The following is a 26616-nucleotide window of genomic DNA, read 5'->3' as shown; positions in this document are numbered from 1 at the left end:
CCTCACGCTACTGGATGCCGCTGCTGCCGGACGTCGTGGACGAATTCGCAATGGTCCGCAGGCCGATCTGCAGCATGAAAGCGTGATTGAGCACCGGCGGCGTCGTCCCGGCCTGGTAGGTATAGGACGTGACATAGTTGGCAGCCAGCACGAAGCAATCGTCCACATAACCGGCGCCGATGATGTACTGGTTCAGCTTGTTGGCTTCAAGATCCCAGCGCGCGCCGCCTGATACTACCCAGTTCGACGCCAGCTTGATCGATGCAGTGCCGAGCAGGCCTTCGCGCCGGGTCAGATAGCCGAGCTCCGGCTGGGCGGCATAGTTGCCGTACAGCATGCTGACCGACCAGCGGTCGAACGAAGCACGTCCTTCGGCTTCGAAGCGATTGACGTTCCAGGTCGCTTCATCCATGCGCGAGCGCACGCTGAATGTGTAGGTCCGGTTCGGCGAATAGTTGACGCGGGCGACGTAGTCGGACCGGGTGTTCTGCAGGCCGGATTCGAGACCCGTGTTAGTCGCATCCCGCACCGCATACGAATTCAGGCCGAACAACTGGTAGGATTGTCCGAACAGCACATTGACGCTGCCGCCGCGATCGAATTGCGTGGTCGACTGAACGCCGACATTGGCGCGGCCGCCGCCTTCGACGCGGTCGTAGCCGGAGAACTTGTCGACCGCGAACAGGTTGGAAGCGTCGAACACCATGCTCTGCGCGTCTTCGTTCGGGAGCCGGCCGGCGAAGGTCTCGTTCGGACGAGCGATGACCTGCGCGATCGGCTCGATCGTGGTCGTGCCCCACGGCTGAACGTTGATGAAGGGGTAGCGATATTCGAGGCCGACCGCCGGCATCAGGCGGACCGCCTCGGTGTCGCCGACCGGAAGGAAGTTCGAGACGCCGGGCTGGTTCGAGATCGAGGCGCTGATGGCGTCGGCGCGCATGATCGCAAACGGCGTCCAGATCTGGCCGATGGGATCGGTGTACGAGCGCCGCCACTGCGCCTGAGCCGTCAGTCGCGTATAGGTGCCGGGCATACCTCGCAGCAGGCACTGCGAGGGGGTCCGGGCCAGCGGATCGGCCGATGCGTTCAGGCACAGGCCACCGGTGTTCGCCAACGTCGTGATCGGGTCGAAGGCCGCGGTCGTGCGCGACAGGCTGGTGAAATTCGTCAGGTAGCTGACCTCGCCGCCGAGGATCGGGTGGTTGATGACGTTGTTGTAGTCGATCACCGGATGGATCACCGGGACCTTGTCCTGGTTGCCGGAGAAGGAGAGGTAATAGATCGTGCGCGCGTCGAAGAAGCTGCGGTTGCCGACGCCGGTCAGATAGAGCTGCGAGATGGCTTCTGTCGGCAGGCTGAGGAACGAGCCCAGCGGATCCTTGTATTGGGCCAGCCGGTAGTCCGAGAAGAAGTAGTAGTCCGACAGCAGAACGCCGTCCCAGCCCCAGACCCATTTGTCGTTCAGCGCGAACTGGCCCTTGGTGTCGATGCCGCCGCGGAACTCGCGGTCGCCCGGCTGCCCGGCAAACGCGCCGGGGTCGAGTTGGTTAATGCCATAGCCGCGGATCTGGTACGAGCCGTTGATCAGCCGCTGGCGGAATTCGCCTTGGAACAGCACGCCCTGACGCGTGGTGAAGCGCGGGTTGAAGGTCGCGTCATAGTCCGGCGCGATCGCCCAGTAGAACGGGGTCTCGACAGCGTAGCCATAGGTCGAGTTGGTGCTGAAGATGGGCATCAGGAAGCCGGTCTTGCGCTTCACCGTCGGATCGGGCGTCGAGAAATACGGAAGATACGCCATCGGCACGCCGAAGAACTCGAGCTGCGCGTTTTCGAAGTACAGCATCTTGTCGGTCTGGTCGTGGATGATGCGCGCACCCTTGACCTGCCACAGCGGAGGCTTCTTCGGATTGTCCTTGCACGGCGCGCAGGCGGTATAGACGCCGTTTTCGAACACGGTGTAATTGCCGGCGGAGCGGTCGGCGCGCGTCGCCGCCATGCGCGTGTCATCAGGCGTATCGACGCGCAGCGAATCGACGAAACCGTCACGGTAGTCGTCGCTCAGATCCATGATGTTGGCGTAGGTGACTTTGCCTTCCGCATCCGTCAGGCGGATGTTGCCTTCCGCATGCAGACGCTTGGTCTTCTGGTCGTAGATGACCTTGTCGGCCTCCACGCTGGTGCCGTTGTAGAACATCTGCACGTTGCCGACCGCCGACACGCGCTGATTGTTGTAGTCGTAATCCACCTCGACCGCTTGCACGAGCATCCGGCCGTCATTGTTGGCCGGCCGCGGCGGCGGCTTGGGCGGGCGCGGATTGTAGGTGAAGCTTTGCGCCGAAGCCGGCACCGTCAGGGCAAGCTCAAGCGAGCCCGCAAACGCCAATCCGGCGAGCAGGGCAATCATAGGTACGCCAACGGCGGCCAAGCGGGCTCGATAGCAGCGCACGGTTGTGCGCCGCCTGAACGCAGGCGACCTCAACTGGCGGGCGGCGACAACGGCCACTACCCGTCCTCCTGGTACAGCAAAGCTAAGAAGCCGGTGAGGCCGCCCACACAGACGGGCAACCACGCCGCAGCGATGGGATGCATCAACTCAGCCTTGCTCAAATCCTCAGTAACTTTCGATAGAACGTAGAGCAGAAAGCCTGCGCCCACGCCACTCAAAACCATCTTCTGCACGCCGCCCATCCGGAAGAAGCGAAGACTGACGGAAGCCGCCAACATCACCATTGCAGCCAGCAAAAACGGCTGTGCGATGAGCTTATGGTACTGCAGACGGTAGCCTGCGGTCGCGAAGCCCGAGCTTTCGGACGAACGGATATAGCCAGGCAGTTGCCAAAAAGACACGGTTTCGGGGGTGGAGAAACTGTTGCGAACCTGGGCCGGGGTTAGCGTCGTCGAGAGGTAAAAGCTCTCCTGATCAACCGGAGGTTTATCAAGGGAGTATCTGCGTACCGATTTGAAGGCCCAGCGGCCTTCCTCGAGGGCGGCTTCGCGCGCTTCGATTCGCTCCTTGAACTGCAGCTCGGTATCGAATCGGAACACGGTCAGTCCGGTCAGCCGGACACCCTGCTGCTCGCTGCGGGCCGCGTTGATGATCGACTGGCCGTCGCTGTTGATCTGGTTCAGCCAGAAGCCGGATGCATCCTGGATGCCGCCACCGGGCGCCGAGCCGAACAGTTCGGCCTCCATCCGCTTGGACAATTCGCGCAGGTTCGCCGACATCGGGTTGTAGGCGACCGTTGCGAGGGTGCCGAGGATGATCGAGCTCGCCAGCGCGGGCGAGATGAATTGCCAGGCGGACACGCCGGCCGCGCGGGCGACCACAAGCTCAAGCCGCCGCGACAGCGCCAGATAGCAGGTCATGGCGCCGATCAGGACGCAGAACGGCATCAGCTTTTCGAGCAGTTGCGGCACGCGGTACAACGACGTCTGCGCCACCGTGATCGCGGATGCCGACGCCAGCCCGGAGGTCTTGCGGACCATCTCGATGTAGTCGACCAGCACCAGCAGTACGAAAATGCTCGCAAACACGCCCACCGCCGAGACCAGGAAGCGGCCGGCAAAATATCGCCCGAGCGTGTTGGTCATCATGCTCATGCGGTGGCCGGCCGTCCGAAGAGCCGCGCGAGGCGTGCGTTCGACCTGTTGATGGCCTCCATCAGCGCGGCCGGCGGCTCCACCACGACGCCGCCGACGATCATCCACAGCCCGATGGCGATGGCGGCGAACAGCATCGAATACTGGACGAGCGCCATGACCGGCGTCTTCACCGCCATGACCGAGCAGGCAAATCCCGCCATGCGCAGGCCGAACACCGCCAGGATGGATCCGCCGATCGAAAAATTGCGGCTCTGCCGCGTCGTGCGTGGCGTGCCGAGGAAGGCAAAGGTCAGGACGGCGAATGCGAAGGGATAGACCGGGGCCAGTATGCGGTCATGCAACTCGGCGCGAAACTGCCCGGACAGTTGCTTGAATACCGGATCGTCCTCCGAGGGCGAGATCAGTTCCCAGAGATAGCGTTCGCGAATTCCGAATGTGATGTCGCGGCCCCGATTGGAGAATTTCGACATGTCGAAGGCGTAGCGGCCGAATGCCACCAGCGCCGGATCGCGCTTTCCCGCCTCGAAACGTTCGAGGTTGCCGTCCTCCAGCACCAGATAGGAGCCGCTCTCGTTCTTCAGCACCGTGCCGTGGTCGGCGATGATGGTGATGCGCTCCTTGGGATCGCGGCGGTCATCGACGAAGATGCCGGCGAGCACGCCGCCCGGCTGCCGCTCCCGGATGCGAATCGTCAGGTTCGGATCGAGCTGGGCGAAACGTCCGGGCTGCAGGATGTTGGTCAGCACGTCGGCGGTGATTTCGGCGTCCCATTGCTTGATCCGGCGCATGCCGTCGGGGGCGAGATAGGAGCCGATGAAGGCAACGATCAGGGCCACCACGCAGGTGGCGTAGAAAAACGGCCGGAACAGCCGGAATGGCGAGAAGCCGGCGGCGTTCATCACGATGATTTCGGAATCGGTGGCGAGCTTGTTCAGCGTGTGCGAGATCGCGATCATCAGCGCGATCGGCGCGATGATCAAAACCAGCGCCGGGATCACGAGGCCGGTGATGCCGAGGAAGGTGATGATGGTCTGGCCCTGGCTCGTCATCAGGTCGATGCCGCGCAACGCCTGCGTAATCCAGATCACGCCGGTGAGGCTGACCAGGACCAGCGCAAACGACGCGAGCGTCGTGCGGAAAATGTACCTGTCGATCGACCCCATCGTTACCGCACGATCCCACCTTGTGCGCCCAGAGGGCAGCTTCCGACCAATCCCTTTTCAGGGTTCCCCTTTGGTCGGGCCACCTTTCGTCAGCCGTCTACACTCTCACTACCATCCCTTTGATCCGTCAACAAAATGGCCGGGCCGTGGCACCCCCTCGGTATGGTTAATAAATACCATCATGTGGCGTTCCGGTCACGGCAGTGCTTGGCAGCGCGGCGGCTGACAGGCCATAGTGCCGAAAACATCAGGTCCGGAGCGATTTGGACCGCTACTGAGAGAACAATTCCATAAATCCGGGCCGATTCTGGACCCGCAAGACAGCCCTGAATTCTGGAGGATTACCTATGTCCGACGCCGTCAAGGTCGGCTTTGTCGCCTTTTCCACAGCCCCCCGCGGCGTTCTCGTGGTGTTTTGCGACGACGCATTGAAGTTCGGCGAGGCGACGCGGAAGGCGCTGGGGAAGGCATCCGATACCGTCAAACGGGCGGCGGCGGCCAACCAGTTCAAGGGCAAGAGCGGCTCGACGCTCGATATCCCGGCGCCAGAGGGAATCAAGGCGGAGCGCCTGATCGTCGTCGGCGTCGGCAAGGCGGCCGATATCAAGGAGAAGGATTTTCTCAAATTCGGCGGGGTGACGGCGGGCAAGCTCAATGCCGCCAGCGAAGCGGTCACCGTGATTGCCGAACTCCCTGAGGGGGCGATGCAGGCCGATTCTGCCGCCGCGATCGCATCGGGCCTCCGGCTGCGCGCGTATAAGTTCGACCGCTACAAGACCAAGAAGAAGGACGGCGAGAACGGAGAGCTTCGCGCCGACGTTTCGATTGCGGTCGAGGATGTCGCCGCCGCGCGCAAGGCGCTTGCGCCTGCGTCCCATGTCGTGGACGGCGTGATCATCGCCCGCGAACTCGTCAACGAGCCGCCGAACGTGTTGTACCCGGTGGAATTCGCGCGCCGTGCGAGCCAGCTCAAGAAGCTCGGCGTCGATGTCGAGGTGCTCGACGTCAAGGAGATGAAGAAGCTCGGCATGGGCGCCTTGCTCGGCGTCGCGCAGGGCTCGACCCAGCCCGGCCGCACCGTGATCATGCGCTGGAACGGCGGCAAGAAGGGCGATCAGCCGGTCGCTTTCGTCGGCAAGGGCGTATGTTTCGATACCGGCGGCATTTCCATCAAGGGTGCCGCCAGCATGGAGGACATGAAGGGCGACATGGGCGGGGCGGCCTGCGTGGTCGGGCTGATGCATGCGCTGGCCGCGCGCAAGGCGAAGGTCAACGCGGTCGGCGCAATCGGCCTGGTCGAGAACATGCCCGACGGCAACGCGCAGCGCCCCGGCGATATCGTCACCTCGATGTCGGGCCAGACCATCGAGATCATCAACACCGACGCCGAAGGCCGGCTCGTGCTGGCCGACGTGCTCTGGTACGTGGCGAAGAAGTTCAAGCCCAAATTCATGGTCGATCTGGCAACGCTCACCGGCGCGATCATGGTCGCGCTCGGAACCGAATACGCCGGCATGTTTTCCAACAACGACGAACTGGCTGACAGGCTGAGCAAGATCGGAACCGAAACCGGCGAACGTGTCTGGCGCATGCCGCTCGGCCCCGAATACGACAAGCAGATCGATTCGCAGTTTGCCGACATGAAGAACACCGGCGGCCGCCACGGCGGTTCAATCACCGCCGCACAATTCCTGCAGCGGTTCGTCGACAACACGCCGTGGGCGCATCTCGACGTCGCGGGAACCGCGATGGGCGCGCCGAAAACCGATATCAACCACAGTTGGGGATCCGGCTATGGCGTTCGCCTGCTGGATCGGCTGGTAGCGGAATATTACGAAGCCACGAAGTAATCCGGTCGCAGCCGCATGACGGAAGTCCTGTTCTATCATTTGCAGGGCATGTCGCTCGAAAGCGTATTGCCGCCGCTGTTGGAGAAATCGCTCGAGCGCGGCTGGCGCGTGGTCGTGCAATCGACCTCGCCCGAGCGCACCGAGGCGCTCGACGCGCACTTATGGACCTATAGCGACGATTCGTTCCTGCCGCACGCGACATGGCGTGCGGGCGATGCACAGGACCAGCCGATCATCCTCTCGATTGAGGACGGCAATCCGAACCAGGCCAATGTCAGGTTCCTGATCGACAACGCGGCGCTGCCGGCCGATTGCGACAGCTACGAACGGGTGGTGCTGGTGTTCAACGGCGACGATGCCGACGCGCTGACCGCAGCGCGCGGCGCCTGGGCCGATTGCAAGGCGAGGGGTTTCGAGGTGACGTATTGGCAGGCCGATGAGCGGGGACGCTGGCAGCGGCGGCAATAGCGAATCCATGGGAATTAATGATAATCTGCGGTTTCTGCGCCGGACCTTGCGGGCAGCCATGGTCGTGCCGCAAAGTGATGGTCCGACAAGCCGTTACAGTTGAAAGCGGGAGCGTGGGTTTAGCGTGCGACGCGGAACGATCGATCGAAAACCACTGCTGATGTTGTTGCTGCTCGGGCCTGCGCTGGCGGGTTGCTCGGGTGGAGCAGATCTTCTCTCGAAGGATGCGGACTGGTTTTCGCGCTCCGGACGCGTGTTCATTCGCAACGTGTCGATCGAGACGCCGCCGCTCACCCCGACCAAGCAAGTCGGGCCGGATGAACTTGTCGCGGCCGATGGCGGCTGTCCCGGCATGGCAGCGCCGGGCACCGACGCCGCCGCGTTGGCCGCCGGCAGCCCGCCGCCCTCGACGACGGGATCGGTTGCGCTCGGTCATACCGAATGCGACGTCGTGCGCGGCATCGGCGCGCCCGACAATGTCAGCCTTTCCAACAATCCGCGCGGGGATCGTGTCGCGGTCGTCACCTATTCGCGCGGTCAGCGGGCCGGCCTCTACACCTTCACCGCGGGACGCCTGACGTCGATCGAGCGTGCACCGGAAGCGGCGGCGCCGGCAAAGGGCGCCAAGCCGAAGAAGAAGCCGGCGGCGTAGCTCGCCGGCATCGACTGATTTCAACCCGCCGCTTCGTCGAATTCCGAACTGGCTTCCAGCCAAGCTTCCTCGGCGCGCCGCAGCGCGCTTTCGGCGCCGGCGCGGGCCTTGCTTAGTTGTGCGGCCTGCTTGGGATCGCGCGTAAAGATATCCGGCAAGGCGAGGGCAGTGTCGATCTTGGCGATGATGCCGTTGATGCGCTCGATCTCGGCCTCGGCTTCGGCGATCCGCTGCTTCACCGGCGTTCGTCTCTCGCTCCTGGCGCGCCCGGACTTTGCGGTCTCCTTGGATCGCTCGCGCGAACCGTTGCGCGTATCGCCGATCGACAACACCAGTCGCCTGTAGTCGTCGAGGTCACCGTCGTAGCTCGTCACGGTCTGATTGGCGACGACCCACAATTGATCGGCGCAGGCTTCGATCAGATAGCGATCGTGCGAGACCATGATGACGGCGCCGGGAAAGTCGTTGATCGCCTCGGCGAGCGCCGCGCGGCTGTCGATGTCGAGATGGTTGGTCGGCTCGTCGAGGATGATCATGTTCGGAGCGAAGAAGGTGGCGAGCCCAAGCAGCAGCCGCGCCTTCTCGCCGCCCGAAAGACTCTTGACCAGGGTGTCACCGGCCTTGCCGGAAAACCCGATCGCGCCGGTGCGGCCGCGCACCTTGGTTTCGGGCGCGTCCGCCATGAGCCTGCGGACGTGATCGTAGGGCGATGCATCGAGGTTGAGTTCGTCGACCTGATGCTGCGCGAAATAGCCGACCGAGAGTTTTTCCGCGCGCGTGACCCGGCCGGAGAAAGGCTGCAGCTTGCCCGCCAGCAGCTTGACCAGCGTCGATTTGCCGTTGCCGTTGGAGCCGAGCAGGGCGATGCGGTCGTCGGTGTCGACGCGCAGCGTCACGCGATTGAGCACCGGCTTTTTCGGATCGTAGCCGACCGAGACGTCATCGACGGCGATGATCGGCGGCGACAGCATTTTCTCCGGCGTCGGGAACGTGATTTCGCGCACGTCCTGGGTCACCAGCGCCGTGACCGGCTTCATCCGTTCCAGCATTTTCACGCGGGATTGTGCCTGGCGCGCCTTGGAAGCCTTCGCCTTGAAGCGGTCGACGAAGGCCTGTAGCCGCTTGCGCTCGTCCGCTTGGCGCTTGGCATGCTTGGCGTCCAGCATTTCGCGCATGGCGCGCTGTTCCTCGAACGAGGAATAGGTTCCCTTGTAGAGCATCAGCTTGCCGCGATCGAGGTGGAGGATCTGGTCGACCGAGGTGTCGAGCAGGTCGCGGTCATGACTGATGACGATGACGGTGCGTGGATAGTTCGCCAGATGGTCTTCCAGCCACAGCGTGCCTTCGAGATCGAGATAGTTGGTCGGCTCGTCCAGCAGCAACAGATCGGGCGCTGAAAACAGCGTCGCCGCCAGCGCCACCCGCATGCGCCAGCCGCCGGAGAATTCCGAACACGGCCGCGTCTGGTCCGCGGCGGAAAATCCGAGGCCGCTCAGGATCGCGGCGGCGCGCGCCGGCGCCGAGTGCGCGTCGATGTCCACAAGGCGCGTCTGGATTTCAGCGATCCGGTGTGGATCGGTGGCGGTTTCCGCTTCATGGAGCAGCGCGTCGCGCTCCAGGTCCGCCTTCAGCACGACATTGATGAGGCTCTCCGGTCCATCAGGCGCTTCCTGCGCCAGGCTGCCGATGCGCCACCGCGGCGGTAGGGTGATGCTACCGGACTCGGTTGGGAGGTCGCCGCGAATCGCATGAAACAGCGTCGATTTGCCGACGCCGTTGCGGCCGACGAAGCCGACGCGCGCGCCGGGCGCGATCTGCACCGTGCTATCGTCGATCAGGAGCCGCCCGGCAATCCGGACCGAAATATCCGTGATGGAAAGCATGCGGCCTTGTCACCGGAGCGGCCGCTAAACGCAACTCCTTTATCGGTAAAATTCGGCTGTGCAGCGGCCCTCAATGCAACTCGTTGTCGCGGCGGCTCAGCTCGTCGACGAGCTCCCGCAGACGCGGTGGCAGTTCGGTTTCGGTACGCATGCTCTGCTGCAACCGTTCACCAATGGCGTCGCAGATCGACACGCAGGTTTTGTGATCGATCAATTCGGAATCGTTATTGATTCGTACATTCATGGGCGGCCTCTGCCGAGTTCCACCTCGCAGTGCTCGCAAGGCTTGAGTTATATTTGATGGATCAAGTCACAACGGCGAAATTGGTTTCCCGTGCAGATCCCCATGCGTTCGCGTGAAAGTAGTCGAATCACCGAAGGGCTGTTGGTTCCGCATAAAAAAGCCCCGGCGCGGCGGCCGGGGCTCAGTCAGGGGGAGCTCAAATCAGGTCAGTAGCAGCGGTTCACCAGCCGCCAGCGCGGGCCCCAGGGGGTCGGAACCAGACGCCGCACGTAACAGCCGCCATAGCCGCCGGCGTAATAGGCCGGGCCGCCGATGAAGACGCGGGGGCCACCCCAACCGTGATGATGATGATGCCAGCCGCCATGGTGCCAGCCGCCGGCCGATGCCGCTGTCGGCGCCAGCGCGGCTGCACCCAGCGACGCCGCGGCCGCAGCAACGAGCAAGAGTTTGCGTAACATGATCGTCTCCTCAAAGTTTCGGCGCCAGTTGGCACCCATCAGTGAGATCGGGTCCCGTGACGCCCGGGGCCGGCGGATGCGCGTGCCCTGCGTTCGATCGTCGGTAAGTCTATGGCCGCGAAGCTGAATGAAGGTGCCACAGCCGTTTCAGACAGGGTTCACCTCCATGAAATTGCAGCAATCTTTGCCCCACGGGGCGAAGTGCCGCACAAAAAGGCGCCCAAAAGGGGTGGCAGGCGCGTCACCGGTCGCTTGCCGTCGTGAGGTGGCGCCGATATAAGCCCCGCAACCCACTTATCAGCGTTTTGTAAGGACGTAAGCAATGGCGATTGAACGCACTTTCTCGATCATCAAACCGGACGCGACCGCGCGCAATCTGACCGGCGCGGTCAACGCGCTGATCGAGAAGGCTGGCCTGCGGATCGTCGCCCAGAAGCGCATTCGCATGACCCGCGACCAGGCGGAAACCTTCTATGCCGTCCACAAAGCGCGTCCGTTCTTCGGCGAACTGGTCGACTTCATGACCTCGGGGCCGGTCGTGGTGCAGGTGCTGGAAGGCGAGGGCGCCATCGCCAAATACCGCGACGTGATGGGAGCCACCGATCCGTCGAAGGCGGCGGACGGCACGATCCGCAAGGTCCATGCGAAATCGATCGGCGAGAACTCGGTGCACGGTTCGGACGCGCCGGAGACGGCCGCGATCGAAATCGCGCAGTTCTTTTCCGGCAACGAAATCGTCGGCTGATTTTATCGAAACGGCGGCCGCAATAGCCGCGAGCAACGGCTGAAGAGGCCGAGGGGGGAACGCTGTGAACTGGCTGTGGCAAATCTTCGATCCTGCGACGATCTCGGCATTCTTCACCCAGTTCAATGCCGAGATGCAGACGCCGGCCTTCTGGGTCGCGCTCGGCAAGATCATGTGGATCAACATCCTGCTGTCGGGTGACAACGCGCTTGTCATCGCGATGGCGTGCCGCAGCCTGCCGCCGCGCCAGAAGTTCTGGGGCATGATCCTCGGCGCCGGCGTCGCCGTTCTCTTGCGCATCATCTTCACCGGCATCGTCGTGACGTTGATGGGGCTGCCGTTCCTCAAGCTGGTCGGCGGTCTCGCGCTGCTCTTCATCGCAGCGAAGCTGCTGGTGCCTGAACACGAGGGCGAGGGCGATGTTGACGCGGCGGCGCATCTATGGGCGGCCGTGCAGATCGTGGCGATTGCTGACATCGTCATGAGCCTCGACAACGTCATCGCGGTCGCCGCCGCCGCCAATGGCAGCATTCCGCTGCTGGTCATCGGGCTTGCGATCAGCGTTCCCTTGATCGTCGCAGGCGCAGCGTTGATCATGGCACTGCTCTCGCGTCTGCCCGCTTTGGTATGGGCCGGCGCCGCCTTGCTTGGCTGGATCGCGGGCGAGGTGATGGCGACCGACCCTGTCATCCAGCCGTCGATGCACGCGTTCTTCAACGGCCCGGTCGGTGTCGGACTCGATGGCGTGCTCAAATCGATCGGCATCGGGCCGCAGTTCACCAATGGCGGACACGGCAGCGAGATCGTGCTCGGGCTCGTCGGCATCGCCGTCGTGCTGGTCGTGGGATCGATCTGGCGCAAGCGCAAGCTCGAGGGTGCGGCCGAGCATTCTGCTGCGGCATAACGCAACCGATTCGATTGCAAATAGCGGCGCGGGCAGGAGCCCGCGCTCGCGGCGCCCGAAGCGACAGCTCAGCTAAAAAAGGTCCCAGCGTTGCCGCTGGGGCCTCTTCTATGGGTTTCTCAGTGAGATTTAGATTTAGGCAGTCGCAAGCGCGGCTGCCCGGTTGCGGCGGCGATAGGCCAGGAAGCCGATCCCGGCAAAGCCCAGGATCATCATGGCCCAGGTGGAGGGCTCGGGAACGGCAGTAATTGCCGTCATCGTGCCTGTGAAAAGACCGTCGCCGGTGAAGGTCACCTTGGTCACAAACGCCGTCGAGTTGTTGGGATCGAGTCCCAGGCTTTCGTCGATACCCAGGACTTTGAACTTGCTGACGCCGCCCGGGCCGAAATCGTACAGCGTGTTTGCCAGAAGATCGGCTGCGTGGACGTAGGTGCTCCCGTTCCAGATGTAGAGGCCGTAGGGGTGCCCCAGGCCCAATTCCGGTAATATCACGCTCGCGAATTCGGACCGGTCGCGCCGACCGAAAAGATGTAACCCAGCGCGGCGGCCGGATCCAAATTGTAGGACTGGCCGTGAGTGACGTCGATATGGAAGCTGTAGACCGTCTCACCCACAGCATTCAAAGACGAGACCGGCACGTAAACCGGACCATTGAACTGTGAAATCGCGGTAGGATGAAAATCGAAGAAGCTGTGCGAGCTGGCGCCGGTGGTCGCGTTGCTTTGGATCCGGTAGTCGTCCCGGATCACGATGCCATAATGACCGTTAGCCGAGAGGTTGGCCGCCGCCGGAATGGTGTAGCTGGTCTGGCTCGACGGCAGGTCCGCCCTCCAGATCGTCTGCTTGTTGTTGTTGAGATCGACAATGAAGATTCTGGTCGCCTGATTGTAGCCGCTCGGCGGGGTGAAGGCCGGCGCGTTCCAGGTAATCGTCGGAGTCGTTGTCGCATTCGAGGCGCCGCTGATCGCAATTCCCGTGATGAAGGGAGGCGCTCCGATGTTGGGATTGATGGCGGCTGTATTAACGACGAGCGGCGAGTTGCTGTAGTTCGGGTTGGTGACGGTGAGCTGCCACGATCCGAGAAGGTTCGGATTATAGGCAATCCTTCGGTCAAAAAGATTGGGGTCGGGGATCGAATTGCCAGCGGGGACATTAAACGTGACGCCGTTCTGCGTTGCAGTGACGGTGGTGCTGGCCAGGAAGGCTGCATCTGCATTCGATCCCTGCGGATGAAACCGTCCGCCGAACTCCAAGAATTTGGATGCAACGGGCTGTCCGAATGCCACGTTCGAGGAATTGTATCCGATGAAGTTGAAGGTGCCGGGGAAACCGGTCACCCCGGTGTTCTGTACGATGACGTCTGCTCGGGCGGCAGCCGGAGCGGCGATCGCAACGGCCACTGCAAGGATCTTCGGATTGTGGAATAGCTTCCCAAGCGGTGATTTAAATAGCCGCATAACATCCCCCATGATATAAATTTTATTAAAACTTAATCAGGCTAACACGCGCATTTAGAATTTGCCAAGCCGCATTTTAATGCTCGATGGTCGTGCGGTACGTTGTCACCGGCATAAGCATTCACGTAGCGATGACAACTTTTGGTAGCGGCCTCTGGCGCGCCTCCTTGTAGGCGCCGGTCAGGCGGCTTTACTCGGCGGGGCGCTTCAACCAGCGACGGGACGCCCAGTGCACTGACGCGGCTAGCGATTGCCTTTGCCGCCGCCCGGCTCCATACAGTTTCACATGACCGAACCGTTATTGGGGCGCAGCATCGACCGCCTTGAAGACGCGCGCTTCGTGCAGGGGCGCGGGCGCTATGTCGCCGATCTCGCGGCGCCAAATGCACTTCATGGCGTCGTCGTTCGCTCGCCGCACGCCCATGCCCGCATCGCCGCGATCGGCGCCGAGGCGGCGCGGAAGGTGCCGGGCGTTGCCGCCGTGCTGACGGGGGCCGAACTGGCCGCCGACAAGATCGGCCCAATGCCGTGCGCGGTGACCGCGATCCCGATGACGACGCCGCTGGTAGTGCCGCCCTATCACGCGCTGGCGCAGGGCGTCGTTCGCTACGTCGGCGAGCCGGTCGCGTTCGTGGTCGCGGCAAGCGCGGAAGCCGCGCGCGATGCCGCCGAGGCCGTGGTCGTCGATTATGAGCCGCTGCCGCCGGTCGTCGCGATCGCAGATGCCATCTCGCCGGACGCGCCGTCGATCTGGCCGGAGGCAAGCGGCAATTTCGCGTTCCAGTTCAACCGTGGCGAGATCGGCCCGGTGCAAACGGCGCTCCGCGATGCCGCCCACGTCGTCGAATGCGAACTGATCAACAACCGCGTCGTCGCCGCGCCGATGGAGACACGCGGCGCGATCGGGGAATTCGACGCCGCGAGCGGCCGGCTGCATCTGACCGCCTCGGCCGCCGGCGCACATGCGATCCGCGACCTGCTTGCCCACGGCGTCTTTCGCATCGATAGAGAAAAGCTTCGCGTCAGCATTCCCGACGTCGGCGGCGGCTTCGGCATGAAGAACGTGCTCTATCCGGAATGGGTGCTGGTGCTGTGGGCGGCGCGTCGCCTCGGCCGTCCCGTCAGGTGGATCGGCGACCGCAGCGAGGATTTCACCGGCTCTGCACATGGCCGCGACAGCCTGATCCGCGTTCGCCTTGGGCTTGATCGCGACGGCCGCTTGCTGGCACTCGAGACAAAAGTGTTCGCCAATCTCGGCGCCTATGTCTCCACGGTTGCGCCGGCCGTGCCGACCATGGCGATGGCAAGCGCGATGGGCGGCGTCTACGACATTCCGCTGATCGCATTCGAGACCAGGGGCGTGTTCACCAACACGACGCCGGTCGACGCCTATCGCGGCGCCGGCAAGCCGGAGGCGAACTATCTGATCGAGCGCTGCATCGACATCGCAGCTCACCAGCTTGGGATGGATGCGCTGAAGCTGCGGCGCAAGAACATCATGCGGCGCTTTCCTTACGCGAGCGTGATGGGACTTAACGTCGAGCAGGGCAGCTTTGCCCACGCAATCGATCACGCGGCCACGGCTGCGGAGGGCTTCAAGGCGCGCGCGAGAAGTTCGCGCAAGCAGGGGCGGCTGCGCGGTCTTGGGCTTGCCTGCTTTCTTGAAACGGCGCGCGGCCAGCCCAATGAAGTGGCGGAGGTAGGTTTTTGCGAGGACGGGCTGATCGACCTGAAGGTCGGCACGCATTCGAGCGGCCAGGGGCACGAGACCACTTACGCCCAGATCGCGGCGAATGCGCTCGGCCTGCCGCTGGAGCGCTTCCGGTTTCGCCAGGGCGATACGAACGATCTCGATTCCGGCGGCGGCCATGGCGGGGCGCGCTCGATGCACCAGGGCGGCACGGCGCTGTTGATGGCGGCGGAAGGGTTGATCGAAAATGCGCGGCGCCTTGCCGCCCGCCTGCTGCAGGCCGGCGTGGATGCGATTCAATACCAGGCAGGAATGTTGCGCGTGGCCGCGACGGGGCAGGAGATCAGCCTTGACGAGGTGGCGCGCGCCTCCTTTCAGTCGGCCGGCGACGACGTTGCGCCCGGCCTGGCGCACAAGGCGACGCATCTATGCGACCGCTACACCTTTCCCAACGGCTGCCATGTCGCCGAAGTCGAGATCGATCCGGCGACCGGCGAAGTCAGGCTCGATCGTTATGTCATCTTTGATGATTACGGTCGCCTGCTCGATCCGCGCCAGACGCTGGGACAGGTCCATGGCGGCGTCGTACAGGGCATCGGCCAGGCCTTGTTCGAGCAGGCGCTGTTCGATGCCGAGACGGGGCAGATCCTATCGGGCTCGCTGATGGATTATGCGCTGCCGCGCGCCGGCGATCTCCCCGCGTTCGAGGGCAGCCTCACGCCTGATTTTCCAAGCCGCGCCAACCGCCTCGGGGTCAAGGGAAGCGGTCAGGCCGGCGCTATCGCAGCACCCGCGACCATCATGAACGCCGTGATGAACGCACTGGCGCCGCTCGGCGTGCAGCATCTCGACATGCCGGCCACGCCCTCCCGCATCTGGCACGCGATCCAGACGGCGGCGCGCTCACCGAACGCCAGAGTGGATGCGGCCGCGTCGGCGGACTGACGTGATGTCCGCCGAGCTCTGCGGGACAATTAGACCCGCTCGATCGCAGCAGGCATCCTGGCGACCGACATCAGCGACCGCGCCACCTGATTGAGAAGCTGGTCGGCGTTTTCTTCTTCCGCCAGCGATTTCGACAGCAAGGCGACGATGGCGCTGTGGCGTAATTGCTGGGCCAGATTCTTCGCCGTCGTATATCCCGACATCTCGTAATGCTCGACGCGTTGCGCGGCGCCGATCAATGCGAGATCGGCGGCGGCATCTTCCTTCTCTTCGCCTTCGGCCATGATCTCCTGGCCTTCCTCGACCAAACCCATCATGCCCTTGCAGGGCTTGGCGCGGGCGGTTTTGCCAAGCAGTTCGAAGCACTCGTTGATGCGCTCGATCTGATTTTCCGTCTCGACCAGATGCTGCTCGAAGAGTTCGCGCAGTTGATCGAACCGTGCCGCCTCTGCCATCTTGGGCAATGCCTTGGTGAGCTGTTTTTCCGCATGCAGGATGTCGCGCAATTCGTCGATGAGCAGCTCATTGAGTCCGGCTTCATCGACCGGCGGCGAGCTTTCGGTGACGATCGCGGTCGCTGCTCCCGGGTCGCCAGCCTGGATGGCCGGAGATTCCGTGAATACCCAGCCGTTGCCTTCGTTCCAGGGGCCACGCGTGTCGATCTCGCCGTGTTCTCCGGTTCCTGTGGAATCGTTGAAGAACTGCTCGACAAGGCCGGGCGTCGGCGCGATGCGTCCGATGCTGAAGGCCGGCTTGCTCATGCTTTCGAGCGCCAGCGCAAACGCTTTCATATGGGTGATTTCACGCGTCATCAGGAATTGCAGGGCATCCTTTGAGCCGGCGTCGTCGCAGAAGTTGATCAGGCGCTCATAGACGATCTTGGCTCGTGCCTCGGCCGCGATGTTGCTGCGGAGATCGACGTCCAGCTCCCCGGTGATCTTGAGATAATCGGCGGTCCAGGGATTGCCTTGCGAGTTGAACAGGTTAACTCCGCCTCCGCCGGCGATGGCGATCAGCGGATCAGCTTCGGCGGCCTGACGGTCGAACTTGGAAGGCTTGAGGTGCATGCGCGCGAGGCAGCCGACGACTTCGAGATGGCTTAGTTCCTCGGTGCCGATGTCCATCAACAGATCCTTGCGGGCGGGATCCTCGCAATTAAGGCCCTGTATCGAATATTGCATCGCGGCCGCCAACTCGCCATTGGCGCCGCCGAACTGCTCGAGCAGCATGTTGCCAAAACGAGGATCGGGTTCGTCGACTCGAACGGTGAACATCAGTTTCTTGACATGGTGGTACATGGGAGAGCCTCGCGAGGTTGAGAGATCTCGAACGGCACGCCATGTGGTTTGTTCCTAATTCGCGTGCTGGCTCGTCGCGTCGGACCAGAACAGAGAAAGAGCTCGGGCTCTTACAGCGCGGTCGGTGGGGCATCCTGCCGCAAGGCACAGAAGGCCGACAGTTTCGGCGTCAAAGTCGACGATGCATCTCGAAATCATCTGGCCGATCGGCGCGATGACTATCACTGTGGTCGGGTATGGCCGGCAGTGGGCAGATGATTGTCGGAAGGGCGTCCATCCAGGGCAACAGAACCGACGATGTTTGTATCGGCTGGGGCGAGCCCTGTTCTTGCGCCAATGGCTATGTTTGCTGCATTTGAGCCGATCGTTATCCGTTCCCCGAAGGCGCGGCATTACGCGCAATTAAAGGTGTACGGCTAAGTAATCCACCGGACAGACCGTACGATTATGGCTGATACCGTTTTGTCGTCGCCGCGCGGCCCCTGAGGACAATCGGTGATGAGAACGCCCGATGCGCTCTCGCTGTCCTCCAACCGGAAACGAGCGGATCATGCAAAAGCGGCGCCGTTTTAAACAGACAACCACTCTCGAAGAGCGCCTGGCCGAAGAAGCCAAGCAGTTGCGCGCGGAAGCAGGGATGCTGCCGCCAGGTCCCGTTCGGGACGGGTTGTTGCGGAGAGCCCGTCAGGACGAGACGGCCGCGCATATGACCGAGTGGTTGAACTCGCGGGGTTTGCAGCCCCCACGAGGTTAATGCTGTTCAAGCGAACGGCTTTGCGTACCGTTGCAGCACTTACGACGCCCGCAGATCAATGGCGGGGCCGGTGGGCTCGCGTCGCCGCCTGTTGGTCGCGCCGTCCGTCTGCTTTTGTCGGCCATCGCTTGTCGCTGATGGCGGCATGGACGACCTCGATCATGGTCTTGCGCACCTCGAGGAAAGCTTTTGTCAGTGGCCGGTCCGCCAGCGAAACCAGCGCGAGTGCGCGCGTCAGCGGCGGATCGATAATGCGGCGCGCGTGATATTTCTCCGCTTCGAGGTCGGCAAGCACGCTGGCGCGGGCGAGGATGGCGCAGCCTAATCCGGCCTCCAGCGCCATGCGCAGCGCAGACAGGGAACCGACTTCGAGCGTGTCGCTCGGGATGATTTGATTGCGCAGAACCTGGGTCTGGATGATGGCGCGCGAAGCCGGCATCGGCGCCAGTCCGAGCACGCTTCGTTGCGGAATGGCGGAGAAGGCGACCGGACCGGATGATCGGCCGATCAGACTCGGATGCCCGACGAGATAGAGGTCTTCTTCCCCGAGCAACTCGACGTCCAGGCGGGCGTCCCTCGGCGGGTTATAGGCGAGCGCGAGATCAACGGTCCCTGAGAATACGCGCTCGATCAGCGCCGGCGACAGCGCCTCGACGACCGTCAGGTGCACGCCCGGAGATTTCGTTCGCACCGCCTTCATGACATCGAGCGCGACCATGGAGATCGCGGTGTGGCTGAGGCCGATGCAGACCGGACCGGCCGCGGCCTCGTTATAGGTCCGCACATCCTCTTCGGCCTTGCCGAGCGCCGACAGCACGGCGCTGGCGTGCTCGTAAAGCCGCCGGCCGGCCGCAGTCAGTGCGATGCCGCGCGGCCGTCGCTCCAGCAGCTTGACGCCAAGATCGGTTTCGAGCGCGGCGATGTGGTGGCTTAGCGCCGATTGGGCGACATTGAGCGCCTCCGCGGCGCGCGACAATACGCCGGCGTCGGCGATGGCGATGAAATAGCGAAGCTGCCGCAATCCGAGCGCCATTGAACCGCTCCTGCCATCGAATTATCAGAACAGAATGATCTTCATATTATATTTGTCAGATGTCTAGGCGCGCGGCAAGCTGGCCGGCAACCAAAGGGACTTTCAGGAGGAGCGCCGGCACATGGATCTGCCTGATAGTGTCGTGATCACCGAGGAGGGGCCCCGCGAAGGCTTTCAGATCGAGCCCGGCCCGGTGGCCACCGCCGACAAGATCGCGCTGATCGACGCGCTCTCCGCCTGCGGGCTTCGCCGGATCCAGGCCGGCTCCTTCGTCAATCCTAAGCACGTTCCGGGCTGGGCCGACGCCGAGGCTGTGATGGAAGGATTCACTCCGCGTGAAGGCGTCGAATACTCCGCGCTGTGGTTCAACGAGAGCGGACTGCAGCGCGCGCTTGCCTTCAGGAGGAAGCTGACCCTTGCCGGCTTCATTTCGCTGAGCGCATCCGAACCGTTCGCAATCAGAAACCTCAACCGCGACCGCGCCGGACAAATTGAGGCGATGCGCAACTATGTGCGAGTGCACCGGGAAGCCGATGTACCGATTGCCAAAATCATCATTATGGCCGCGTTCGGCTGCAATTTTGCGGGCGACGTCTCGCCGGCGAAGGTCGTCGAGACGGTGGCGGACGGGCTTGCGATTGCGCGCGAAGCCGGCGTGGACGTGCGGGACATTTCGCTTGCGGACTCCATGGGCTGGGCCACGCCCTGGCGTGTAGCTGCCGCCATTGGCGCCGTTCGCGAGCGCTGGGGCGATATGCGGATCGCGCTGCACCTCCACGACACCCGCGGGCAGGGCATCGCCTGCGCTTACGAAGGCCTGCGGCTCGGCGTGACTGCATTCGACGCGGCGGTGGCCGGGCTCGGCGGGTGTCCGTTTGCCGGCCAGCCAGGCGCGCCGGGCAACATCGCCACCGAAGAACTGGCCTTGCTCTGCGAGGAGATGGGCATCTCCACGGGCCTCGACATCGAGGCGCTGATCGAGGCCGGGCGGCTTGCCGAGCGGATCGTCGGACACCGACTGCCGAGCGCCGCGTTGCGATCGGGAACGCTCGCCGCATTCAGGAGACGGGCTGCATGACGACGTCCTCCAGGCCGCTTGCGGGGCTGAAAGTGCTCGATTTCGGCCACACCATCATGGGGCCGTGCGCCGGCGTCCTGTTCGCCGATCTCGGCGCCGACGTCGTCAAGATCGAGCCGGCCGACGGCGATCCGACGCGGCGGTTGCCGGGCTTTGCCGCCGGTTTCTTCGCGACCTACAACCGCAACAAGCGCTCGATCGCGATCGACCTGAAGCGGCCGGAGGGGCAGGCGGTTGTGCATCGGCTGGTCAGAGATGCCGATGTCGTGCTGGAGAATTTCGGTCCAGGCACTATCGAACGTCTCAAATGCAGTTGGGAGGATCTGCGTCAGATCAATCCGCGCCTCGTCTATCTCTCGATGAAAGGTTTTCTGAAGGGACCGTACGAGAACCGTGGTGCGCTGGATGAAGTGGTGCAGATGCAGTCCGGGCTCGCCTACATGACCGGCCCTCCCGGCCGGCCGTTGCGCGCCGGCGCGCCTGTGATCGACATTCTCGGCGGCGTGTTCGGCGTCGTGGCCGCGTTGTCGGCGCTACGCGAGCGCGACGTCACCGGCGTCGGGCAAAAGGTTGCGAGTTCGCTGTTTGAAAGCGCAACTTTCATGCTCGGCGCGGTCGTCGTCGGCAGCGCGGTAACGGGCGGGCCGATGCCGCCGATGCCGGCACGGAAAAATGCCTGGGGCGTGTATGACGTTTTCACCGCCTCCGACGGCGGTCAGGTCTTCATCGGCTGCACCTCGGATGGTCATTGGCAGCGCTTTTGCGATGCGTTCGGCTTCGACGAATGGCGCGACGATCCGAGGCTTACCGGCAACGCCAACCGCTGCGAGGCGCGGGAGTGGATGCTGCCCGAACTGGAGCGGCGGATCAGCAAACTGCCGCTGAACGAAATCCTCCAAAAGTGCGAGGCGGCCCGCATCGCCTATTCGCGGGTGGGGCGGCCCGATGAACTGTCGATCGATCCGCATCTGCTCGCCAATGGCGGGCTGCTTGCGACCGCCGTATCGGCATTCGGTGGCGGACCGCTGGTTGGAATTCCGGCCTTGCCTGTTGAATTCGGCGAGGCGCGCGAAAGGCCGGGGCTCGTGCGGCAGCCACCGCGGGTCGGCGAGCACGCCGACGAAATCCTGCAGGCGGCCGGATATTCGGAACGTGAAATTGCGGACTTGCGCTCGGCTGGTGTGCTGGGGGCGGTTGTGAGCGTACCTGCGTAGCAGCGAACAAAAAGAGCGGTTCAACCGCCTGCGCGAAACAAAAATAGTCAGGGAGGAGACGGAACATGATTTCCGACAGCCTGCTTCGAGCGAAAGCACACATTCTCGGCGTCGCGATGGCGCTGGTTGCGATGGTGCCAGGTGCCAATGCGCAGCCATACCCATCGCGGTCGATTACCATGCTCGTCGGCTATTCCGCGGGCGGGCAGGCCGATGCGCTGGCCAGGATCATCGGCAAGCAGCTCGGCGAGAACCTCAAGATATCCGTCGTCATCGAGAACAAGACGGGCGCCAACGGCATGATCGCGGCGCAGGCGGCAGCACGGTCCGAGCCCGACGGATACACCGTCCTGATGGTGACGGATGCGATGGTCACCATCGATCCGCACCTCGCCACCAGCAACCATTTCGACCTTTCGACGGCGATGGAGCCGGTCGTCAACGTGGCGTGGTCGCCGCTTCTGCTGGCCGCGGCCAACAATGTGCCGGCGAATTCGGTGGCCGAGCTGGTCGCGCTCGGCAAGCAGAAGACGCAGAATTTGAGTTTCGGCAGTCCGGGCAGCTCGACGCCGCACCGTCTCGCCGGCGAGATGCTACAGAAGTATGGCGGCTTCACCATGACCCATATTCCCTACAAGGGAACGGCGGCCTCGGTGAACGACCTCCTGGGCGGGCAGATCCCGCTGCTGTTCGGCGCGCCCACGGCGGTGGAGCCGCTGGCGACCGCGGGGAAGATCAAGGTGCTCGGCGTCACCTCGGAGAAGCGCCATCCGCTGCTGCCCAACGTGCCCGCGATCAGCGAGACGTTCCCAGGGTTCAAGACCATCAGCTATATCGGCTTCATGCTGCCGAAGAAGACCCCGGCGCCCGTGATCGCGACCCTGAACAAGGAAGTGAACCAGATACTTGCATCAGACACGATGCGCGTCTGGCTGGACAAGCAGGGCATGGTCGCCGTCGGCGGCACGCCTGATGATTTCAAGCGCCAGATCGCGGTCGACTATCAGGCGCGCGGTGAACTGGTCCGCGCTCTCGGTATTACCGCCGAGTGAGAAAGGGTGGCATCGTGGCGACCGCATCGAACGAACAGGTCCGGTTTGACGGCCGCATCCTGTTTCTTTCTGAGAACGCCGACATGGTTGAGCGCCAATTGCATGGAGCGGATATTTCGCTGGCCGACGCGTTGCCGTTGCGCAGCGACGTGTCGACCGACGAAATCACGCCGGCCGCGATCTGCTACTATTACGACGAGAAACTCGGGGATTATCCCTATCACGGCCTGAAATGCGGTCAGCGCCTGCCGGTGTCGGTGGGCAGCGTCAAGGCTGGCGGATTCGGTGTGACGGTGGCTGGACGCCGCTATGGCAAGGGCTCTTCGCGCGAGGCCAGCCCTTATGCCGAGTGGTGCGCCGGCATCCGGCTGGTGATTGCGGAAAGTTTTGAGCGCATCTATCGGCAGAACTGCCGTAATCTCGGCATCTACACCTCGACCGACTTCGGGTTGGTCGAACGCATCCGCCGCGGCGAGAGCATTCCGATCAGCGAGTTTACGCACGGGGAGGACGAACTCACCGCGGAGCTCATTCGCCGGGGAGGGCTGTTCAAGCTGACACGGGCACGAAAAGACGGATGGTCGCCGGCGGCGCACGTTACCGCATCGCGGCCGATGACCTATGCCGAAAAGATCATCGCGCGCGCTTCCACCGGCAATCGCGATGCGGTCTGTCCCGGCCAGGCCATCTTCGCGACGGCCGACTGGCGCTATGCCCATGAATACGTGACGCCGATGTGCGTCAGCTTTCTCGAGCGGGAAATGGGCGATCAGATTGCGTTGCACGACCGCGCGAGCATCGTCTGCTTCGGCGATCACTTGCCTTTCATTCATCGGAGCATGTCACCGGAGCGGCGTGCGCGGGGGCTGCTTGAAGCGGCGCAGGCCCTGGCCAAGGTCCAGCAGCAATTCTGCGAGACGCACGGGCTGCGCTTGCACGGCTACCTCGTGGACCGCGATGGTTCGGAAGGCATCAGCCACTCGATCATGGCCGAGCGCTACGTGAAACCGGGCCAATTGGTCGTCGGCACCGACTCCCATACGCCCCATTGCGGTGCCTTGGGCGCATTGGCGTTCGGCATCGGTACGACCGAGATGGCGAATGCCTGGGTGACGGGAGAGGTGCGCGTCGAAGTGCCTCGGACCTGCCGCGTGCGGCTCAATGGCCGGATACCGGCAGGCGTCGAGGCAAAGGATATCGTCCTGCATTTGCTGCGCTTGCCGTACGTTCGCGGGGGAAGGGCGATCGGTCAGGTGATCGAGTATTGCGGCGAAGCGCTATCGAGCCTGTCCACCGACGAACGCGCAACCCTGACCAACATGGTGGCGGAGATAGGTGGTTTCAGCGGGATTGTGGTCCCGACGAGGAGACGTGCCGATTTGTCAGGGAGCGCCGCGGTATCGAGCTGCAGCTTGAGCCGTGGATGTGTAGCGACGACGAGGCTGAGTTCGCGCAGCTCATCGACGTTGAATGCGACCGGCTAGAGCCGATGCTGGCGAGGCCCGGCGATCCCGGATACGGCGTCGCCATATCGGAGTTGGCTGAGACGGTGGGAATCGATATCGCCTATGGCGGCTCATGCACCGGCGGCAAGCGTGAGGATCTCTTGCATTACCATGCCGTGCTCGAATGGGCTGCAAAGCATGGCATGCGCGTTGCCTCGGGAACGCGGTTCTTCCTTCAGTTCGGCAGCCAGGATGTTCGCGACTATTGCCTGCAGCGCGGAATGCTCGACGTGTTCGAACGCGCCGGCGTCGAATTGATCGAGCCGGGATGTGGCGCCTGCGTGAATGCTGGTCCCGGTGTCTCGGAGCGCGCCGATCAGGTGACGGTGAGTGCGATCAATCGCAATTTCCCGGGACGCTCCGGACCGGGACAGGTCTGGCTGGCAAGCCCGTCGACGGTCGCGGCCAGCGCGATCGCCGGCCGGATCGTGAGCTTTGAGCAACTGCGTGCCCAGTTATCGTCCTGAAAGGCTGTCGCCTCAGGCGCTCTACGATTTCTTCCGAGCGCGCGAGGTCGCTCTCGCTGATGTATTCAGCGCGGCGGCCTCGCGGATCAGCGCCTTCAACGCCTTCTCATCGATCTTGTCGCCCTGATGGAAATCGATGGCGCGTCGGGTGTTGCCTTCGAGGCTGGAGTTGAAGAGGTCCGTCGGGTCGTCCAGCGAGGCGCCCTTGGCGAAGGTCATCTTCACGACCGCCTTGTAGGTCTCGCCGGTGCAGATGATTCCGTCGTGCTCCCACACCGGAACGCCGCGCCACTTCCACTCTTCGACCACGTCGGGAACGGCCCGCTTGATGATGCTTCTGATCCGCGCGAGCATCTCGCCTCGCCAATCGCCCAGCTCCTTGATACGCGCATCGATATTCTGAGAGGGAGAGCTTCCGCCTTTTGCTTCGCTCGCGCCGCTCTTCGTCATGCTTGTCGTCGCCTTCTTCATAGCTGTTGTCGTTCCGCTCACAATTGTTCGCCAGGCAATTGGCTCGCCTGCTTCACCCAGGCGACGAACTGCGCTTCGTCAAGGGCACCCTCATGGATGTCGAGATAACGCACTTCATTATGCTTGGATTCGCCTGAAGGGACAGGGCGCAGCGATGTACCGCGGAAGAATGTCACCTTGACGTACTTGGTGAAGCAATGAAAGCTGAGGAACCAGGGGCCCTGTTCCTCGACACCATAAAACGGCGAATTCCATTTGACCGCCTTGTGCACGCCGGGGACGGTGCGCACGATCAGCGCGTCGAGTTGGCGCCCGAGGTCGCGTTTCCAGCCGGGCATGGCCGCGATGTAGGCCTGCACGGGGGCGTCGCCGTACCCCTTGGCGATCTGAGGGTTGCCGCCCGAGAGCAACACAGGCTTTGTGGCGGGCTGCTTGGCAACGGCCTTCTTGGCAGCGACCTTCTTGGCCGCCTTCGCCGGCCGTTTCGACGTCGTTTGCGCCATGGCGTTCACTCCCGTCCGGTGCTTCAGCCGCTACGCCATTTGGCGGCATAGGGCAATGCGAACATGTAGAGGCCGGTGACGAGGAGCAAGATGAGCGGAAGCAGCGCCAGCATGCCTACCCAGACGGCTGGTTGCCCTTGCATCATGGCGACGACGTTGACGATGACAGCTACCGTGAAGGCAATGGATAGCCAACGGTGGATCTGCCGTATCCGATTGTTCCAGTTCAATGAGATCTCCCTTTGAAGACGAGCATAAGGGCAACGCGGCGGTTCAGTCCGCCCGCGCCACCAGCTCTTCCAGCTTCTCGAAGAACTGCTTCCATCCGGCGTGGGCGCCGCCATAGGCCTGCTTCTGATCCGGCCGGAAGCCGGTCTGCTCCACGCGAAGCAGCGTGCCTGTGCGCGTCGGTGTCAGCGTGAACGTCACCACGCTCTGCAGCGCGAACGCCGCATCGTCATGGTTGAAATTCCAGGTGTAGGACAGCGCCTTGTTCGGCTCGATGGCGAGAACCTCGCAGTCGAGCACGCCGCCCCATTCGCCGCGAAGATTGAACTGGTGGCCGACGACCGGCTTGAAGTCGTTCTTCATCAGCCACTCCTCCATCAAGTGCGGTTGGGTGAGCGCCCGCCAGAGCTTTTCCGGCGGATGAGGCATCTCGCGTTCGACGACGACGGAACGCGTTTCGGTCGCAGCACTATTGGTCATTGGTCCATCCGTTTGAGCAGGTCTTCGAGATCGTCGAACCGCCGCTGCCAGAACCCGGCCATCTCGCTGGTCCAGTCGATCAGCGGGGCGAGGGCACCGAGCTGCGCGCTGTAATGGGTCTGCCGGCCTTGATGACGGTCGCGCACCAGCCCGGCCTGCTTCAGCACGCCGAGATGTTTTGAGACGGCCGGCTGCGAGATGCCGGCCCGCGCCGTCAGCGCCCCGACGGTCTGCTCGCCCTCGCGGCACAGGCGCTCGAAGATCGCCCGACGGGTCGGATCGGCGAGTGTTTTGAAGAGCACGTCGTGGGTGTTGGGCATCGGAGATCGATAACTTGCGGGTTATTGATTGTCTATAACTACCGAGCTATGGGTCAGTCAAGCATGGAAACGCGTTTGCGCACCGCAGCCCCTTGCGCTGCGAAAATTGCGATTTGGCAGGGTTCCATCCGCGGCTAGCGGGGCACACCCG

Annotated in this window: 23 protein-coding genes and 2 pseudogenes; 10 read left to right on the top strand and 15 right to left on the bottom strand. The window is 63.2% G+C overall.

Annotation, left to right across the window (positions count from 1 at the left end; genetic code table 11):
• Nucleotides 1–7: 7 nt before the first annotated feature.
• Genes AC0QUY_RS16415 through lptF form a run of 3 tightly spaced genes read right to left on the bottom strand, consistent with a single transcriptional unit; the run spans nt 8 to nt 4766 of the window.
• Nucleotides 8–2446 (bottom strand): LPS-assembly protein LptD, encoded by a 2439-nt coding sequence (locus AC0QUY_RS16415; RefSeq protein ID WP_475387676.1) that lies wholly within the window; start codon nt 2444–2446, stop codon nt 8–10.
• 56 nt (nt 2447–2502) lie between these two features.
• Nucleotides 2503–3600 (bottom strand): LPS export ABC transporter permease LptG, encoded by a 1098-nt coding sequence (lptG, locus tag AC0QUY_RS16410; RefSeq protein WP_475387582.1) that lies wholly within the window; start codon nt 3598–3600, stop codon nt 2503–2505.
• Entirely contained in the window at nt 3597–4766 is a 1170-nt protein-coding gene (gene lptF, locus AC0QUY_RS16405) for an LPS export ABC transporter permease LptF (protein ID WP_161854226.1), read from the bottom strand. The genes lptG and lptF overlap by 4 nt, the downstream gene beginning before the upstream one ends.
• Before the next feature lie 347 nt (nt 4767–5113).
• Between lptF and AC0QUY_RS16400 the strand changes: the two genes are divergently transcribed.
• The 3 genes from AC0QUY_RS16400 to AC0QUY_RS16390 all read left to right on the top strand — a co-directional run bounded on the left by AC0QUY_RS16400 (nt 5114) and on the right by AC0QUY_RS16390 (nt 7736).
• On the top strand, nt 5114–6616 hold the full coding sequence (locus AC0QUY_RS16400) for a leucyl aminopeptidase (protein ID WP_475387581.1): 1503 nt from the start codon (nt 5114–5116) through the stop codon (nt 6614–6616).
• 15 nt (nt 6617–6631) lie between these two features.
• Nucleotides 6632–7084, top strand: coding sequence for a DNA polymerase III subunit chi (locus AC0QUY_RS16395; protein WP_161854228.1), 453 nt, complete (start codon nt 6632–6634; stop codon nt 7082–7084).
• Nucleotides 7085–7244: 160 nt separating this feature from the next.
• Entirely contained in the window at nt 7245–7736 is a 492-nt protein-coding gene (locus tag AC0QUY_RS16390; protein WP_475387675.1) for a hypothetical protein, read from the top strand.
• Nucleotides 7737–7756: 20 nt separating this feature from the next.
• Here the strand turns inward: AC0QUY_RS16390 and abc-f are convergent, their stop codons facing one another.
• The 3 genes from abc-f to AC0QUY_RS16375 all read right to left on the bottom strand — a co-directional run bounded on the left by abc-f (nt 7757) and on the right by AC0QUY_RS16375 (nt 10321).
• On the bottom strand, nt 7757–9619 hold the full coding sequence (gene abc-f / locus AC0QUY_RS16385; protein WP_475387580.1) for a ribosomal protection-like ABC-F family protein: 1863 nt from the start codon (nt 9617–9619) through the stop codon (nt 7757–7759).
• Between the two features lie 70 nt (nt 9620–9689).
• A complete protein-coding gene (locus AC0QUY_RS16380) occupies nt 9690–9833 on the bottom strand; it encodes a hypothetical protein (RefSeq protein WP_202639371.1) in 144 nt (47 codons plus the stop codon).
• A 236-nt stretch (nt 9834–10069) separates the two neighbouring features.
• Nucleotides 10070–10321: a sulfur globule protein precursor gene (locus AC0QUY_RS16375; protein WP_475387579.1), complete on the bottom strand. Its 252-nt coding sequence runs from the start codon at nt 10319–10321 to the stop codon at nt 10070–10072.
• A gap of 322 nt (nt 10322–10643) precedes the next feature.
• On the opposite strand from AC0QUY_RS16375, the gene ndk reads away from it, so the two are divergent.
• Both ndk and AC0QUY_RS16365 read left to right on the top strand, forming a co-directional pair.
• Complete coding sequence (gene ndk / locus AC0QUY_RS16370) at nt 10644–11066, top strand: nucleoside-diphosphate kinase (RefSeq protein WP_161854232.1); 423 nt, start codon at nt 10644–10646, stop codon at nt 11064–11066.
• Nucleotides 11067–11130: 64 nt separating this feature from the next.
• The gene (locus AC0QUY_RS16365) at nt 11131–11970 is read left to right on the top strand and encodes a TerC family protein (RefSeq protein ID WP_475387578.1); all 840 of its coding nucleotides are present in this window, start codon (nt 11131–11133) and stop codon (nt 11968–11970) included.
• A 135-nt stretch (nt 11971–12105) separates the two neighbouring features.
• Here AC0QUY_RS16365 and AC0QUY_RS16360 read toward each other — a convergent pair.
• Nucleotides 12106–12225, bottom strand: a pseudogene (locus tag AC0QUY_RS16360) (PEPxxWA-CTERM sorting domain-containing protein); the annotation flags it as partial.
• Between the two features lie 233 nt (nt 12226–12458).
• Entirely contained in the window at nt 12459–13427 is a 969-nt protein-coding gene (locus tag AC0QUY_RS16355) for a hypothetical protein (RefSeq protein ID WP_475387577.1), read from the bottom strand.
• Nucleotides 13428–13713: 286 nt separating this feature from the next.
• Between AC0QUY_RS16355 and AC0QUY_RS16350 the strand changes: the two genes are divergently transcribed.
• Nucleotides 13714–16062 carry a xanthine dehydrogenase family protein molybdopterin-binding subunit gene (locus AC0QUY_RS16350; RefSeq protein ID WP_475387576.1) on the top strand — a complete coding sequence of 783 codons (2349 nt, stop codon included), beginning with the start codon at nt 13714–13716 and terminating at the stop codon, nt 16060–16062.
• Between the two features lie 29 nt (nt 16063–16091).
• Here the strand turns inward: AC0QUY_RS16350 and AC0QUY_RS16345 are convergent, their stop codons facing one another.
• A complete protein-coding gene (locus AC0QUY_RS16345) occupies nt 16092–17360 on the bottom strand; it encodes a DUF892 family protein (protein WP_475387575.1) in 1269 nt (422 codons plus the stop codon).
• Nucleotides 17361–18169: 809 nt separating this feature from the next.
• A complete protein-coding gene (locus AC0QUY_RS16340; RefSeq protein WP_161854237.1) occupies nt 18170–19147 on the bottom strand; it encodes a LysR family transcriptional regulator in 978 nt (325 codons plus the stop codon).
• Nucleotides 19148–19268: 121 nt separating this feature from the next.
• On the opposite strand from AC0QUY_RS16340, the gene AC0QUY_RS16335 reads away from it, so the two are divergent.
• The 4 genes and pseudogenes from AC0QUY_RS16335 (at nt 19269) to AC0QUY_RS16320 (ending at nt 24463) form a co-directional block, all read left to right on the top strand.
• Nucleotides 19269–20225, top strand: a complete 957-nt coding sequence (locus tag AC0QUY_RS16335) for a hydroxymethylglutaryl-CoA lyase (protein ID WP_161854238.1) — start codon at nt 19269–19271, stop codon at nt 20223–20225.
• A complete protein-coding gene (locus AC0QUY_RS16330) occupies nt 20222–21439 on the top strand; it encodes a CaiB/BaiF CoA transferase family protein (RefSeq protein ID WP_475387574.1) in 1218 nt (405 codons plus the stop codon). Before AC0QUY_RS16335 ends, AC0QUY_RS16330 begins: the two co-directional genes overlap by 4 nt.
• A gap of 65 nt (nt 21440–21504) precedes the next feature.
• Entirely contained in the window at nt 21505–22491 is a 987-nt protein-coding gene (locus AC0QUY_RS16325; protein ID WP_475387573.1) for a Bug family tripartite tricarboxylate transporter substrate binding protein, read from the top strand.
• A gap of 83 nt (nt 22492–22574) precedes the next feature.
• Nucleotides 22575–24463: pseudogene (locus AC0QUY_RS16320) on the top strand (aconitase family protein).
• A 21-nt stretch (nt 24464–24484) separates the two neighbouring features.
• Here the strand turns inward: AC0QUY_RS16320 and AC0QUY_RS16315 are convergent.
• From AC0QUY_RS16315 to AC0QUY_RS16295, 5 genes are read right to left on the bottom strand one after another with little or no spacing between them, the layout of a single operon-like run.
• Nucleotides 24485–24934 carry a DUF1801 domain-containing protein gene (locus AC0QUY_RS16315; RefSeq protein ID WP_161854241.1) on the bottom strand — a complete coding sequence of 150 codons (450 nt, stop codon included), beginning with the start codon at nt 24932–24934 and terminating at the stop codon, nt 24485–24487.
• 17 nt (nt 24935–24951) lie between these two features.
• Entirely contained in the window at nt 24952–25437 is a 486-nt protein-coding gene (locus AC0QUY_RS16310) for a DUF1801 domain-containing protein (protein WP_475387572.1), read from the bottom strand.
• 23 nt (nt 25438–25460) lie between these two features.
• Entirely contained in the window at nt 25461–25667 is a 207-nt protein-coding gene (locus AC0QUY_RS16305) for a hypothetical protein (protein ID WP_161854243.1), read from the bottom strand.
• 43 nt (nt 25668–25710) lie between these two features.
• Complete coding sequence (locus AC0QUY_RS16300) at nt 25711–26145, bottom strand: SRPBCC family protein (RefSeq protein ID WP_475387571.1); 435 nt, start codon at nt 26143–26145, stop codon at nt 25711–25713.
• Entirely contained in the window at nt 26142–26465 is a 324-nt protein-coding gene (locus tag AC0QUY_RS16295) for an ArsR/SmtB family transcription factor (protein WP_161854245.1), read from the bottom strand. The genes AC0QUY_RS16300 and AC0QUY_RS16295 overlap by 4 nt, the downstream gene beginning before the upstream one ends.
• Between the last annotated feature and the right edge of the window lie 151 nt (nt 26466–26616).

The organism is Bradyrhizobium sp. WYCCWR15520, assembly GCF_056174665.1.
This window is presented reverse-complemented; position numbering and strand designations above follow the sequence as displayed.